The sequence below is a fragment of the Sinomonas cyclohexanicum genome (assembly GCF_020886775.1).
GTDB classification, from domain to species: Bacteria; Actinomycetota; Actinomycetes; order Actinomycetales; family Micrococcaceae; genus Sinomonas; species Sinomonas cyclohexanicum.
Window position 1 is genome coordinate 4,158,756 of sequence record NZ_AP024525.1, and the last position, 14,016, is coordinate 4,172,771.

The following is a 14,016-nucleotide window of genomic DNA, read 5'->3' on the forward strand; positions in this document are numbered from 1 at the left end:
GAGTCAGCCCTGTGTCCGACCTCAAACTCTTTCGCATTGACGGCGGCAGGGCGACAGAGCTCGCGTCGCGGACCGTGGCCCTGGAACGCAATCTCCAGACCCTCATAGAGGAGAACATGGAGACCACCTTCGGGGTGCGTTTCCTAGCCAGCGAATACACCACGGGCAAAGTCCACCGGGGCCGGATAGATTCCCTGGGCCTGGACGAGAACGGCTCACCGGTCATCTTCGAGTACAAGCGCACGACCAACGAGAACGTCATCAACCAAGGACTGTTCTACCTGGACTGGCTGATGGACCACAGGGGCGAGTTCCAGATCCTCGTGTCAGCAAAGCTCGGAGCGGACGCCGCTACGGGCATCGACTGGTCCGCGCCCCGCCTGATCTGCGTCGCGAACGACTTCACCCGCTACGACGAATACGCGGTCCGGCAGATCGACCGCAACGTCGAGCTCGTCCGGTACCGGGACTTCGGCTCCGAGCTGCTCGCCATCGAGTTGGTCACCTCCGTCTCGACCGAGACGACAGCCGTGACGCCGAAGATGCCCGACGGCACCCCGGCCGCCGCCCCAGAGGCGGGAAAGAAGGCATCCCGACCGAAGACAGTCGCCGAGCTGCTGGCTCAGGCGGGCACCGGGCTTGCGGCGCTCTACGACAAGTTCGAAACGTTCGCCCTCTCCCTTGGCGATGACGTGGTGAAGAATGAACGGGCCCGGTACTTCGCATTCCGCCGGCTGAAGAACTTCGCCTGCGTGGAAGTGCATCCAGCCTCACGGAACCTTCTTATCTACCTCAAGCTGGACCCGGCGACCGTCGTGCTGCAGGAGGGCTTCCTCCGGGACGTGCGCAGCATCGGGCATTACGGCACCGGTGACCTGGAGCTGCGGGTCACCGATGACTCCGAGTGGACGCTCGTGGAGGACCTCACCCGGCGGGCCTACACGGCAAACTAGCGCCCCGACCCGTCACCACGGCCTTCATCCAGCGATCTGATCGGCCGCCCGATCCCGTGAGCCCGGTGCATCCACTCGCCTCGGAGAAATGCCGAGCAGGTGTGCCCGATCCTCGCGTGCCACCGGGGAATCTGCTGCGGGGATGCCGTCAGGTGCTGACACGGGACCCGCATCGAATGAGGGGAACGCGTGAGCATTTCGAACAAGACCACCAAGGCTGCGGCCGCCGCAGCCGCCGTACTCGTCTTCTGCGTCCTCGTGGCCACGGCCACGGGCAACATCGGAGTTGGAGTCGCCGGGGTAGTGCTCGCCGCCGGCATTCTGGTGATTCCCACCCTGAGCACAAAGGAGCAGGACACAGCCGCCCCACGGCCGGCGCAGCCGGTCGGCGTCACCGCCGACGGGCGGCCCGTGTACGCACTGGTCGGCCGGACCCCCGACGGGAGCCCGGTCTACGCGAACGAAATCGTCCCCGGAAGCGCCCCTGCCCCCCAATCTGGCCGAACCAACACGATGGCCGTTCTGGCCCTGGTGTTCGGCCTGATCATCGGCATCCTGGGGATCGTGTTCGGCCACATCGCTCTGGCGCAGATCGACCGCACCGGCGAACGGGGCAAGGGCATGGCTACCGCCGGCCTCGTCCTCGGGTACCTATGGCTCGCCGTGGTCGCCCTCTTCTACCTCGCCAGGGCCTGACCCGCCCCGTTGTCCGGCAAAGGGGCAGGATGACGCGCGCCCCCTTCCCCGCTGGTATCCAGCAGAGCTGCCCGCCCTGCCCCTCAGCGGGTCTGGGGGCCCGTACCGGTTGGTACATCCCTCTGCGTTATCCACCAACTTAGGCCCCGGACCTCGTCCCGATCGCAGAGTCGGAGAGAGCTCGAACTGATCAGCGATCACTTCCCGGATCTCACGTGAGCGGAGTTTCGAACCGCTGCTCAGACGGGCGAGTACCGGTCGCATCAGCATCTGGAAATCCGGTGCGCTCACCAGCTGAACCGGGCCATGCTTTGGAGCGTGAGCCCGATGTCCTGGATCTCGCGGATCTCGGAAGCAGCCTGAGCAGCATGCAAGATGGTCTCCGGCGTGAAGTGGGCGCCGTGATTCTTCCTGAGCCAGTCCTTGAAGTCCAATCGGCCGGCGGGGGCCCCGTGCCGTTTGTATGCTTCGTACGCTCGCTCGAGTTCTTGCCAAGGCACGGGCGTGGTCATGAAGCATGCCTCAGGCAGGTACACGACGATGTCTCGCCCTGTGAGGCCGTGGACGTGGATCCGGTCGAGCTTCGCCGTCTCGAGGGCAGCCTGGCCCAGTTCTTGGAGCCACTTCACTTCACCGCCTCCGGGAACCTGTTTCAGTTTGTCCAGCGCACGTCGGGCGTCCTTAGAGCTGCCCGCTTCGGCGTGCCTTCGGGCCTCGTCCCAGATGGGCTGGATGCGCTCCATGGGAAGCCCGTCAAGGACAATCAAGAACGTGGCTTCGGTTGCTGTGAAGAGAAACTTCGCCTCGGCGACGGACCTGAGGCCCTTCGCTCCACGAAGAGCCAGGATCTGCGCTGATGCCTTGCCCAGATCGTCAGCGAGCAGATGGCCTAGGACGATCTCGTCGTGTTGGCCTTCGACCAGGACGAACACCCGTGTCAGCTGGAGGACATCACCGACGGTGAGGCCGAGTTGATGACTGATCTGCGACAGGGTCCCTGTGACCGCTGAATCGATGCGGTGCACCGTGGTGGGGCTACCCAGGAGTCGGGTTGTCTTCAGGATCTCTGAGTTCGACCGCAAGTCGAGGAAAGCAGGAGAATGTGATGCGGTGAGCACCGTGAGGCCGGGGTCCTTCGCGCAAAGCCTGCTCAGAGCACTTGGAAGGTCCTTCTCTCTGAGCCTGTGAAGACCCCGCTCGGGCTCATCGATCAGGAGCACTCTCGGCTTGTTGTGGTCGTCCACCCCGGCCAGAGCCCACTGAACCGCAGCAACCGCCCACCTCTGCTCTGCAGTCGAAAGACCGCTCAGCGTAAAGGACTCCTCTCCCTCGGCAGGGTGCGCGGTGGTCACCTTCCACTCCGGTGTCTGGCCGACAAACCAGGCCTTCGGGGCCTTCAAGTCCATTGACAGGCGGTAGTGCGGGTAGCCCATGAGGGAGAAGAACTCGTTCGCTCGGGCCTCGATCTCCTGCACCTGCCCGTTGAATGCAGGATCGAACTCGACCGCTTCGTCAACCACGTTGATGAAGCTCTTCGTACCTGAAGCCATGTCGATCAACGTCTGGCCGGTGGTCTCGCCGATCTGACGAGCTGACACCCCATCTGTGATCACTTCGACAGGGCCAACCGCCAGCCGTCCCATCGAAAACTGAGGGACCGGCCAGCTTCTAGCCTCGGGCTTTCGTGTGGTGAGGCCGGCGGGAGCGCTCTGAACGCCGAAAGGTGCCTCTGATCTGGGAAAATGCTGTTGTCTACGCAGCGTTCCCATCAGATCAAGGAGGCACCTTTCTGGTGCAGAAGTCTACCTGTCCCTTTCCTGCCGTGCTCGTGGACGGCAACGGTGCCGGAGTCGTCTCCCAGGCCGGCGGGATCGTCCTGACCGAGACGGTGCGCGCCACGGGGCTGGCAGCGGGCCTCTCGTCGGCGCTGGCGCCGTGGCGGAGGCCGCTGGCGCGTCATGATCCGGGCAAGGTCATCGCGGACCTGGCCCTGTCGCTGGCGATGGGCGGGGACTGCCTGGCGGACGTGGACCGGCTCCGGACACAGCCGGAGGTCTACGGGCCGGTCGCGTCGGACCCGACGGTCAGCCGCCTGATGAAGGCGCTCTCGGGTCAGCAGCCGGCGAAGGCGCTCAAGGCAGTCAACACCGCGCGCGCCGCGGCCCGTGCCCATGCCTGGGCCCTGGCCGGGGAGCACTGCCCGGCCCATGGAGCCACGGCGCGGGAGCCGCTCGTGGTCGACCTGGACGCGACTCTGGTCACCGCGCATTCGGAGAAGGAGCACGCGGCCCCGACGTGGAAGAAGGGCTACGGCTTCCACCCGCTCACGGCGTTCGTCGACCACGGCGCCGCCGGGACCGGGGAGCCCCTGGCAGTGCTGCTGCGCCCGGGGAACGCGGGCTCGAACACCGCCGCGGACCACGTCGCTGTCACGAAGGACGCCCTGGCGCAGCTGCCCCGCGGGTTCCGGTCCGGGCGCAGGGTCCTCATCCGCACCGACTCGGCCGGCGGGACCAAGGAGTTCCTGCACTGGCTCACCGGGCCACGGCGCAACCTCTCGTATTCAGTGGGCTTCCCGATCACGGCGCAGCTGGCCGAGGCCCTGCCCCGCATCCCCGAGGCGGCCTGGGCCCGTGCGTACAACGCCGACGGGCACGAGCGCGACGGGGCCTGGGTCGCCGAGGTCACCGGAATGCTGGACCTGTCCGGCTGGCCTGAGGGCATGCGGGTCATCGTCCGGCGGGAGGTCCCGCATGTCGGCGCGCAGCTGCGCATCACCGACCTGGACGGGATGCGCTACACGGCCTTCGCCACCAACCAGGACCGCGGTCAGCTCGCCGACCTCGAGGTCCGGCACCGGCTGCGGGCACGGTGCGAGGACCGCATCCGGGCCGCCAAGGACACCGGACTGTCCAACCTGCCCCTGCATTCCTTCCACGCGAACGCCCTCTGGTGCCACCTCGTCATGCTCGCCGCGGAGATCACCGCATGGGCACAGATGCTCGCCCTCCACGACGCCCCCCGCGCGCAGGTGGGAGCCCAAACGGCTCCGTGCCAGGATCTTCGAGACCGCCGCAAGGATCAGCACCCACGCCCGCCGCACCGTCATGCGCCTGGCCGCGGCCGCGCCGGAGACGCCCCTGATCCTCACAGCACTGGGCCGCCTCGCGCGTCTCGCACCGCCGTAGCCACCGAGCGCAGGCCCAGCAGCGACGAGACAGGAACAGCACCAGCCGTGCCGGCAGTGGAACCGCACCGACCACCCGCCACGGTCAGCGGGAAGAACTGTCGCACCCCCATGCCACAATCCACACCGTCAGGCCGACGGTAAGCCCTGACACCCAGCCAACCAGCCCCGCTGAAAGATCGAGGCTAGGCCAGAAGTTCAACTGCTCGCCGACGCCCTCAGGTGCGACCAGCGGAACATCATCCCGCATCGGGCTGTCATCTATGAACGGCGACGACGGTAGCTCGGACAGCATGTCCAGAAAGTCTGGAAGGCCCGCCCGAACGCCTCTCATATGTCGTCTCGCCCAATCGACCAGCTCCGCCTGCCGGGCCGCGAACTCGTCCACCTGAGCCCATTCATCGTCTCCCAGCGGTCCGCAGTAGAAGGCCTCCCAAGGGGAGTCCTTCCCTCCCCGTGCCGCGAGAGAGACAACCATGCTGTCGCCGACAGGCTCCATATCAGCCCCCGCCCGGGCGGAGAGAACCGAAACTGCCCACTGCCATAGCTGCTGCCGCGTTCGGCCCCGTGCCTCGTTATGGTCGACATTAAGGCCCTTCCAGAGCGATTCCTCGAACTGGCTCACCCCATCCGGGTCTGGGTCACTGGCCAGACCGATCAGACGGACATGAACATAAGCATGCGACTTTGCCCGCCGTTGTCCCTGAAGAGCGTGCAGGACGCCCTCAAGAATCGAGGACTTCCCTGCGCCGTTAGGGCCAAAGAAGGTGAAGATACCCCCGTCTATTGGGAGGTGGATCTGTTCCAATGGCCGCGGACCGAAGAGGCTGACTCCGATGACCTCGTACCCACTTGAGCCAATGCCCAATGATCCCCCTCAATCCAAGTCGGAACAGCACTGTGAACCTATCCCAAGCTAGCTGACAGTCCCCACCGGGACCTCGCGCTAACGCCCGGCCTGTCTTGAGAGGTGCCGGTAGATGGTGGGGCGTGTCACTCCGAACTCGGCGGCGATCTCCGCCACTGTGTGGGAGCGCTTCCCGTCGGGCCCGACCTCCTCGTACATCTCGCGCGCCAGCCGAACCTGCCGAGGCCCGAGCTTGGGCTTCTGCCCACCGGTGCGGCCACGGGCCCTTGCAGCGGCGAGCCCGTCGCGGGTCCGTTCGGACATCAGGGCGTGCTCGAACTCGGCGATCGCGCCGAGGATGTGGAAGAACATCTTCCCCACTGGGGTCGAGGTGTCGATGCCCTGGTCTAGGACCACGAGGTCCACGCCCTTGGCCTCGAGCTGCTTGGAGACGTCGATCAGGTTCTCCAGCGACCGACCGAGCCGGTCGAGCTTGGTCACCACCAGCTGGTCCCCGGCCCGGTTGGCCGACAGCAGTGCCTTCTCCAGTCCGGGTCGGGCGGCGAGCTTCCCGGAGGCCGAATCGACAAAGATCTGGTCACAGCCGGCCGCGGCGAGGGCGTCCCGCTGCGCCTCGACGTGCTGGTCCCTCGTCGAGACCCTCCCGTACCCTACACGCATGCCGAGACCGTATCAGAAACAGGGGATGGCATGGCATAGGCGCGTACACGACAAGCTATACAAACTGAACCCTGGAGATCCGCGGCACCTCTGTCAGATTTCGAAGTCGTCTGCACAAGTGATCGAAGTCCAGTGCACAGCTTCTTGGATCGCAGAGCGAAATGAGTCTGTCAACCCGAAACAGGACCACGATGACGGCCTGATTCAGGACCACTCGGGAGCTTCGCGGTGACTCGGACGTGCACTCGTCGTACGCTCACGCGGGCATCTCACCCTGCCGGGTAATCGCATCTCCCACCTTCCCATTCCTCTGGCCCGCGGTTGGAATCTGCCGCGAGTATGTTGGCTGGCCTTCCAGCGTGCGATCGAGCAAGGGTGACGGCCCCTGAGCGCGACAAGCGATGGAGGGCGGCCTGATCGAGACGAGGAGAGCGCCGCGGCAGTCTTTTGTCAGAAGAGATAGAAGAGGTGAGATCCCAGAAAGCGCGGTAACCATATCGTTACTCTTTCTGGATGCTCCTGAATTCAGTCAGGCTGTTAGGCTCCCCTCTTGGGGGGCTGAAAATAACATCACCTCCCACTCGCACGCTGTTTGGAAGGTGAAAATGAACATCAAACGAACAATTGCTGCCCTTGCTCTCACAGGAGCTCTTTCTGGAGTCGCCGGCGCAGCTGTGGCCGACACTCAGTACCCGGCTGAGGGCGGCCAGTGGAACTATGGCTTCACGGGCGTCGACATCTATTCCGACTACCTCGCCTACCGCTGCCACGGGTCCTCCGTCATGAACGACTGGGGGTACAACAGCAGCATCAACGTTGCCTCGGGCTACTGGTCCAACGCACGGCTCGGAGCAACGCCCTGGACCCACAACTCCTACTACTACCGGGTCTGTTAGTCGAGCCTGAGGCTAGGTGCCGGTGTCTGGCGGGGGATGCCAGATGCCGGCACCGCACCACTCGACCACCAACAGAAGAACCTTTACTGTCATGCAGGCCACGAAAGTGGTGCAAGTCGAGTAGGGACGATTTTGCAAGAAGGGCCTCTGCACAGTGCTGAAAGCATTGATACGAACCACGTCATTTGGCATTGCCATTTTCCTTTCGGTCCTATCAGCGATCTACATCATGACCGAAGAGGATGCCTTCCCGGCGAAGGCGGAATTTTCAGCGAGTATCGACCTATCCAGATCTCAGCTGTCAAAGAATGAACTCATATCCGAACTGGGCGACGCCGCGGATTCCAGCGGGGTGAAGTTGGCCCGCGTGATTGCCGACCCACAAGACTTCTTCCACTCACGGTCTTTGTACTTCTTCGGGTCATCCGCCCCCGCGGCCCCGCAGGACCTTTCTTGGTTCAAGGTCGGGATGCGCGGGCAGGCTCGCTCAGCTGCCGACATCGGTACGGCCTCCCTCTCCGGCGCCTACGTAGGATCTGGGCCTGTGGCAGCACAGGCTGCCTTCGACCGATGGCTCACAGACCACGGCATGCAGCACACCGTCACCCGCAAGAGCAGCCAACAGGTCCTGCAGCAGTCCCTGGTTACCACTGGCGCCTGGCTGGCCTTCCTGACATGCACGATCCTGCTCGTGGCGCTCGTCATAGGCTGGTACGTCCTGCGTGCAAAGGCCCGCACTCTGAAGATACTCGGGGGTGCGCCTGCGCACCGGATCCTCATCGAGGATCTCGTATCCCTTGCCGGTGTGACCCTTCCGGGCGCCCTGCTCGGAGTAGCCGGTGCGTGCATCGTTGTGGCCGCGATGGGCCGTGCAGGCTATCTGCCAGCATTCATAGTCACGGCCCTTGTGTTCTTGTCCTGCTGCGGAGCGCTGCTTGTTGTCTGCGCGCTTTTGGTCACAGCATTCACCTGGCCCGCGGTGGCCGCTATCGCAGGCAGGGAGCCGCCCGAGCGGCACTTCACCGCCCTCAGCGAAATTCTCAAGGTCGCCGCATTGATCGTTGTAGCCGCTGTCCTGCCCGTCGTGGGTGCATCAATTGCTGAGGCCACACGCAGCGCGTCCGACAGTGCCCAGTGGTCCGCACTGTCGGATCAGGTGACGATTCGGGCCGGCTTCCGATCCGATGCCGAATTCGTCCGGAGCCAAGCCTCGATGACCGAGATGGCAAACGCTGCGGCCGCCGAAGGACACCTCGCTTTCGCCTACGCAGTCCCAGGGGACCGGATCGTCCGCGGGGGTGGAAACCCAGGTGATCTGGGGGGCCACGACGGTTTCGCCATGGTCGACCAGCACTATCTCGAGAAGATGTCAGGCGCTGCTCAGTTTCACCCGTCAGCGGCAAACCCGCTCGGCTCCTCCGCCCGGCCCACCGACCTCCAGGCCCTTCCCCCCGCGTTCAAGAGCTACATCGCCGATCAGTACCCCCTCATCAGCGCCGGACACGTGGCCCTGGATGCAGCGGCCGCGGGCGTCAAGCTCTACAGCTACACCGGGACGAATGCACTTCCAGTACTGGGCGCTGTGCCTGGCGATCTTCTCCGACTCCACAGGCCACTGGTCCTCGTCGTCGATGATCCTGCAAAGGCCTTCAACTCCGAGACCGTCGCCTCTTTCCTCACCACCGGGAACCTCAGCTTCGATGATGCCTCCTGGGTACACGGCTATCTCACCGCGCACGAACTCGGAGGCAAGATCCTCTCCGTTGACACGATCTCGGACGCCGCGCTGTACAACAGCCAGCTCCAGAACCAGTCGGCGTGGATGAAGGGACTCTCGCTCACCCTTGTCCTGCTCGCCTTGGCGATGAGCACCGCCGTCTCGGCATGGATCCACGCGCTGTCGGCAAGACGCAGGAACTTTGTTGCCCGCACAAGCGGCTGGTCGTGGGCAAGAGTCCTCGCCCGACGCCTCGGCTGGGAATGCCTGATCTCGGTGGCCCTCGGCTCTGCAGTCTTCGCGGCCCTGAACGGGGGCGCGCGCGGCGAGGCCTGGTGGGCGTTTGCGGCAGCTCCCATCTACATCCTTGCCAGTGCCGCCTTCCACCTCTCCTCGACGAAGACCGTGTTTGCCGGCACCCTCGAACGCCACGCCTGACCACTCGCGAATGAAAGGACCCCGATGGATATTCATGCTGACCGTGTCGGGATCACGATCGACCACCGTTCTGTCATCAAAGACCAGACCGTGCATGCAAGAGCCGGTGAAGCTCTCGCCCTTGTCGGACCAAGCGGAAGCGGGAAGACGACCCTCCTCAACGTCATGGGTCTCCTCCGAAAGCCTGAATTCGGCAGTGTCACCGTCGGCGACGCTGACACTGCCCGGTGGAAAGACGGGCAGCGCAGGCGGTTCTGGCAGCGGCACGCCGCATTCATATTCCAGGACTATGGGCTCATCGACGAGGAGTCTGTCGGGTACAACGTTGCGCTTTCCGCTCTGGCCCCGTTCACCCATCGCGCGCGAAAGCACGAATGGGCAGTCTCTGCGGCACTGGAGCGCGTTGGGCTGGACGGCCGCGCGCGTGAGAAGGTGTCACGCCTCAGCGGAGGAGAAAAGCAGCGGGTAGGCCTAGCCAGGGCGATCTTCCGAGGAGCCGACGTGATCCTCGCAGACGAACCCACCGCTTCACTCGACGCGGCGAACAGGGAACTCGTCACCACGTTCCTCCTAGCCGAGGCATCCCGAGGAGCGACCGTCGTCATCGCAACCCACGACGAGGATCTCGTCTCCAACTGCCACCGAATCCACCATCTAGGAGCCCGAAAGGCTGACAATCAGCGAGTTCACTAAACGGGGCGGGAGCGCGATACGGAACTACATGGCGTCGATCCACCGCACATCAGCAACCGGCCGGGCCGGTTGCTGGACTCCTGCGTGGTAGGGACGCATCGCGAGCAAGACGGGGACGAGGACGGCAGCTTCGCCTTGAGCATGTCAGGACGAAGCTTTCTCGTGTACAGCGACAACCGACGGGCTAGAGAAGGGCCGTCCATACGCCCAACTGATTCATGCGGTCTCGAAGCTCCGGTTGCCCTTGCCGATCAGAAGGAGTCCAAACAGCAGCGGCACCGCAAATGCGACCGATTTGGGGCTTCGCGGATACGGCGCGGTCACCCAGCGGCGAGGGCTGCGCGGTGAGTGATCGCTCAGTGGGCGTGGCACCGGATCTGACTCCACTGTTGCCCGGACTCTGACTCGGCTGGGGCTTTCAGCTGTGGAGGCGGGTGTGGTTGAGGCGGTAGGAGTCGGTGCCTGTCTGGATGATGGTGCCGTTGAAGGTGAGGCGGTCGACGATGGCGGCGCAGAGGCGGGGGTCGGTGAAGGTCTTGGTCCAGCCGCTGAAGGCCTCGTTGGAGCCGATGGCGACGGAGGCCTTCTCCTCCCGCTCGGTGAGGACCTGGAAGAGGAGTTCGGCGCCGTGGCGGTCGAGTTCCATGTAGCCGAGCTCGTCGATGACGAGGAGGTCGGCGCGGCCGTAGCGGGCGATGGTGCGGGCGAGCTGCTTCTCGTCGGCCGCCTCGACGAGCTCGTTCACGAGCTTGGTCGCGAGCGTGTACTTGACCCTGAAGCCCTTCTCGGCCGCGGCGGTGCCGAGGGCGATGAGCAGGTGGGACTTGCCGGTCCCGGAGTCTCCGATGAGGCAGAGCGGGTCGCCGCGACGGATCCAGTCGGCCTGGGCCAGGGTGTGGACCAGGGCGGGGTTGACGTTCGGGTTGGCCTCGAAGTCGAAGTCCCCAAGCCACTTCTGCCGCGGGAACCCGGCGCCCCGGACCCTGCGCTCGACGGAGCGGCGGTCGCGGTCGTCGCACTCGGCAAGGAGCAGCTCGGCGAGGAAGCCGGCATAGGAGAGCTGCTCGCGCTCGGCGACCTTGACCGCCTCCTCCATGACCGCGCGCATGGTGGGCAGGCGGAGGCGGCGGCAGGCCTGGTCCACCGCGGCCTGGGCCGCTTCCTCGGTCATGCTCCGCTGCCTGCGCAGGCTCGCGGTGACCTTCGTCGTGGTGGTCATGATGCGCCCGTCCCTTCCCGGTCAGCGGTCGCGGCCCCGTCGGTGGCGGGGCGTCGTTGGAGGAGCTCGTCGTAGGCGGCCAAGCTCGGCAGCGGCCGCGTGTCCGCCGGGAGGCCGGCGATGACCGCTGCCGGGTCGGCGAGGCGGCGCTGGGTCAGGCTGACAACGCGATGCCCGCGGCGGTCGTCGTGGTCGTCGTGATGACGGCCCGAGCCGGGCCCACCGGAGTGGAGGCGGGCCTCGACCGCGACCACGTCCGGGGAGACCGCCCCGACCGACAGGGCCGCCTCGATGCCGGCGATGACGTCCTGGTCCTGCATGCTCCGGTGCAGCAGGAGGACCTCGATCAGCGCCCTGGTCCCCGCGGCGTCGCCCTCGACCCTGCGGGCCTGCTGCCAGAACGCCTCATGCGCCGCCGTGAACGCACCGGCGGCCCGGGCCTGGGCGAGGGCGGTGGAGCCGGGGAGGGCGCCGGGCTTGGTCTGCAGGACCTCGAGGTAGTGGTCCAGGACGATAGAGGAGCCGCCCCTGGCCGAGACGCGCCCGTGCCGGGCCACCACGGCCCGGCCGTCGAACACGACCACCTCCGAGGCCCGCAGCGAGACCCGCACCCGGTGGCCGATGAGCCGGGCCGGGACGGAGTACTTCGCCATCCGCACCGTGATCAACGCGGAGCGGTCCACCCGCGGGTGCAGCACCAGGCCCGGGTCGAACCGCTCGGCCGGCAGCGGGGCCAGAAGGGGCTGCTCGGTCTTGAAGTCGTCGGCGACGGTGCGGATCCTGGTCCCGACCCGGCGGCCTAGGTCGCGGGCCTCCCATTCCCTGATGCGCCCGTTCAGCTCGTCGAGCGACTCCACGACGGGCATCGGGGTGAGCCAGGTGCGCCGGAACCGGCCGACCTCGCCCTCGACGCCGCCCTTCTCGTGCGCCCCGGCGATGCCGGGCTGGCAGTAGAACGCGTCGAAGCCGTAGTGGGACCGGAAGAGGACCCAGCGCTCGTTCTCCTCGCGCTGGCGGTTGCACCCGTAGACCACCGCGCTGACCGCCGCGGTGAGGTTGTCGTAGCGGATATGCCGGGCAGGGACGCCGCCGAACTCCTCGAACGCCTCGATGTGGCCCTCGAGGAAGGCCTCCTGCGCCTGCGAGGGGTAGACGCGGTGCACGGCGCGGCCGCTGTGGCTCAGGCGCATGACGAACATGTGGCACTTCGTCTTCACCCCGCCCAGCACTACCCAGAGCTCGCCGAAGTCCACCTCGGCCTCCACCCCGGGAGCATGCTCCTGCGGGACGAACACCTCCAGCCGGCGTCCTGCGGCCAGATCGATCTGGGCCCGGCGGAGGCGGACGTAGTCCCGCACCGTCGAATACGACAGGTCCATGGCCCCGTGCTCGTCGGCGAGCCTGGCCAGGATCCTCGTCGCGGTATGGCGCTGCTTCCGCGGGGCCTCCAGGTCCTCGCGCAGCATCGCGTCGATCGCGTCCTTGAACGGGCCCAGGGCCGGCGAGGCCCGCACCGGCGTCTTCCGCGGCGGCGGATCCGCCCTCGACAGCGCCGTGCGGACCGTGTCCCGGCCCACCCGGTACTTCCGGGCCAGGGCCCGGATCCCGAGGCCCTCGACCCGCTCGTCCCGCCGGATCCGGGCGAACAGCTCCACACGACTTCCCATCCGAACCACCTCACGTAGGCAAACCCATCGGGCATACCCACCGTCAAAGGTGGTCCTGAATCAAACCGTCACAACACGCCGGTCCGGAGGCAGGTGGTCCTGAATCAAGCCGTCACACCGGTCCTGAACCAAGCTGCCATAGTCAGCGAAATGACCTGTTTCAGACTCCGGACACGGAGCGGCTGACGAATGGCGTTACTCCGTTGTCCATCGGTGGGGCGGGACGCGCACCTCCCGGAGGCGCAGGGGGACGTTGGTTGCGAGGGCCAGCGGCCCTACCGAGCCCTCCTGATAGAGGGGAGAGAACTCCGCGGGGATCCATGATCTGGTGGGGTCGGGTAGGAGAGCGGTGAGCTCGTCCCGGTTCGCGGGAGCCTCGGCCCAGGAATGGAATACCCCCTCCGGGTACTCTTCGAGGCGGCCTGCTAGGTAGGGGCGGACTCCGTCCTCATAGAGAGTGCCGAACCACATCCACCACACCGGATACGGCTTGAGGCCCACCCATTCGTACCGGAGCTGGGACGATAACCTGTACACGAAGATCAAGGACTTTGCCGCCTCTGCGTCCGGACCAGGGAACAGCTTTGTGCCTCTCCTGCTGTAGTTGCGCACCACCTCGGCCGTAGCGTGGAAGGCTCGCATCCCGCGCGCATCACCCTCTCGCTGCTGCCTGATAGTCCCGAATGACACCCACGACACGGGAAAGGTGGCCTCGTCGACCCCGAAGAATCCGCCAACGGATTCTTGCCATGTCTTGACGAAATCTTCCTCGCCGTCGCGGGCGAAGTTGCCTTGCGGAGGGGTGTGGGTCCCATAGCGGACTGGTAGGGCCTCGGGGAGGTGGGCTTCAGCCAGCCGGAGGTAGCGCCGCGGGAGGTCCTGGGGCATCTCGTCGGCGAGGCAATACCAGGCGAACTCGACCGCATCGGCCCGGGGATAGACCTTGAACTCAGCGGCAGGAGGTTCCTTGGGCTCTGCTCGTCCAGCACCGCCCCGAAGCAGGCTTTGGCCAGCTTCCTGGC

11 protein-coding genes and 2 pseudogenes are annotated in these 14,016 nt (G+C 65.8%); 6 read left to right on the forward strand and 7 right to left on the reverse strand.

All coding sequences use genetic code 11. The features are described 5' to 3' along the window. Positions 1 to 11 precede the first annotated feature (11 nt). Both SCMU_RS19520 and SCMU_RS19525 read left to right on the forward strand, forming a co-directional pair. Complete coding sequence (locus tag SCMU_RS19520) at positions 12 to 953, forward strand: DUF5655 domain-containing protein (protein ID WP_229230732.1); 942 nt, start codon at positions 12 to 14, stop codon at positions 951 to 953. A 189-nt stretch (positions 954 to 1,142) separates the two neighbouring features. Continuing rightward, positions 1,143 to 1,649, forward strand: a complete 507-nt coding sequence (locus tag SCMU_RS19525; protein ID WP_229230733.1) for a DUF4190 domain-containing protein — start codon at positions 1,143 to 1,145, stop codon at positions 1,647 to 1,649. A 287-nt stretch (positions 1,650 to 1,936) separates the two neighbouring features. On the opposite strand, the gene SCMU_RS19530 is transcribed toward SCMU_RS19525, so the two are convergent. Then, positions 1,937 to 3,199 (reverse strand): ATP-dependent nuclease, encoded by a 1,263-nt coding sequence (locus tag SCMU_RS19530; RefSeq protein WP_229230734.1) that lies wholly within the window; start codon positions 3,197 to 3,199, stop codon positions 1,937 to 1,939. 242 nt (positions 3,200 to 3,441) lie between these two features. Between SCMU_RS19530 and SCMU_RS19535 the strand changes: the two are divergent. Next, positions 3,442 to 4,837, forward strand: a pseudogene (locus SCMU_RS19535) (IS1380 family transposase). 84 nt (positions 4,838 to 4,921) lie between these two features. Here SCMU_RS19535 and SCMU_RS19540 read toward each other — a convergent pair. The 3 genes and pseudogenes from SCMU_RS19540 to SCMU_RS19545 form a co-directional block, all read right to left on the reverse strand. Continuing rightward, a complete protein-coding gene (locus SCMU_RS19540; RefSeq protein WP_229230735.1) occupies positions 4,922 to 5,461 on the reverse strand; it encodes a hypothetical protein in 540 nt (179 codons plus the stop codon). 72 nt (positions 5,462 to 5,533) lie between these two features. Further along, positions 5,534 to 5,704 (reverse strand): annotated as a pseudogene (locus tag SCMU_RS21080) (AAA family ATPase); the annotation flags it as partial. A gap of 78 nt (positions 5,705 to 5,782) precedes the next feature. Then, positions 5,783 to 6,364 carry a recombinase family protein gene (locus SCMU_RS19545; protein WP_229230736.1) on the reverse strand — a complete coding sequence of 194 codons (582 nt, stop codon included), beginning with the start codon at positions 6,362 to 6,364 and terminating at the stop codon, positions 5,783 to 5,785. A 605-nt stretch (positions 6,365 to 6,969) separates the two neighbouring features. On the opposite strand from SCMU_RS19545, the gene SCMU_RS19550 reads away from it, so the two are divergent. The 3 genes from SCMU_RS19550 to SCMU_RS19560 all read left to right on the forward strand — a co-directional run bounded on the left by SCMU_RS19550 (position 6,970) and on the right by SCMU_RS19560 (position 10,108). Beyond that, entirely contained in the window at positions 6,970 to 7,260 is a 291-nt protein-coding gene (locus SCMU_RS19550) for a lactococcin 972 family bacteriocin (RefSeq protein ID WP_274602897.1), read from the forward strand. A gap of 229 nt (positions 7,261 to 7,489) precedes the next feature. Beyond that, on the forward strand, positions 7,490 to 9,415 hold the full coding sequence (locus tag SCMU_RS19555; protein ID WP_229230738.1) for a bacteriocin-associated integral membrane family protein: 1,926 nt from the start codon (positions 7,490 to 7,492) through the stop codon (positions 9,413 to 9,415). A 24-nt stretch (positions 9,416 to 9,439) separates the two neighbouring features. Further along, positions 9,440 to 10,108: an ABC transporter ATP-binding protein gene (locus tag SCMU_RS19560; protein ID WP_229230739.1), complete on the forward strand. Its 669-nt coding sequence runs from the start codon at positions 9,440 to 9,442 to the stop codon at positions 10,106 to 10,108. A 418-nt stretch (positions 10,109 to 10,526) separates the two neighbouring features. On the opposite strand, the gene istB is transcribed toward SCMU_RS19560, so the two are convergent. From istB to SCMU_RS19575, 3 genes are all read right to left on the reverse strand, one after another. Beyond that, entirely contained in the window at positions 10,527 to 11,327 is an 801-nt protein-coding gene (gene istB / locus SCMU_RS19565) for an IS21-like element helper ATPase IstB (RefSeq protein ID WP_274602898.1), read from the reverse strand. Further along, positions 11,324 to 12,994 carry an IS21 family transposase gene (gene istA, locus SCMU_RS19570; protein ID WP_229230740.1) on the reverse strand — a complete coding sequence of 557 codons (1,671 nt, stop codon included), beginning with the start codon at positions 12,992 to 12,994 and terminating at the stop codon, positions 11,324 to 11,326. Before istA ends, istB begins: the two co-directional genes overlap by 4 nt. 195 nt (positions 12,995 to 13,189) lie before the next feature. Further along, the gene (locus SCMU_RS19575; protein WP_229230741.1) at positions 13,190 to 13,882 is read right to left on the reverse strand and encodes a hypothetical protein; all 693 of its coding nucleotides are present in this window, start codon (positions 13,880 to 13,882) and stop codon (positions 13,190 to 13,192) included. Positions 13,883 to 14,016 lie beyond the last annotated feature (134 nt).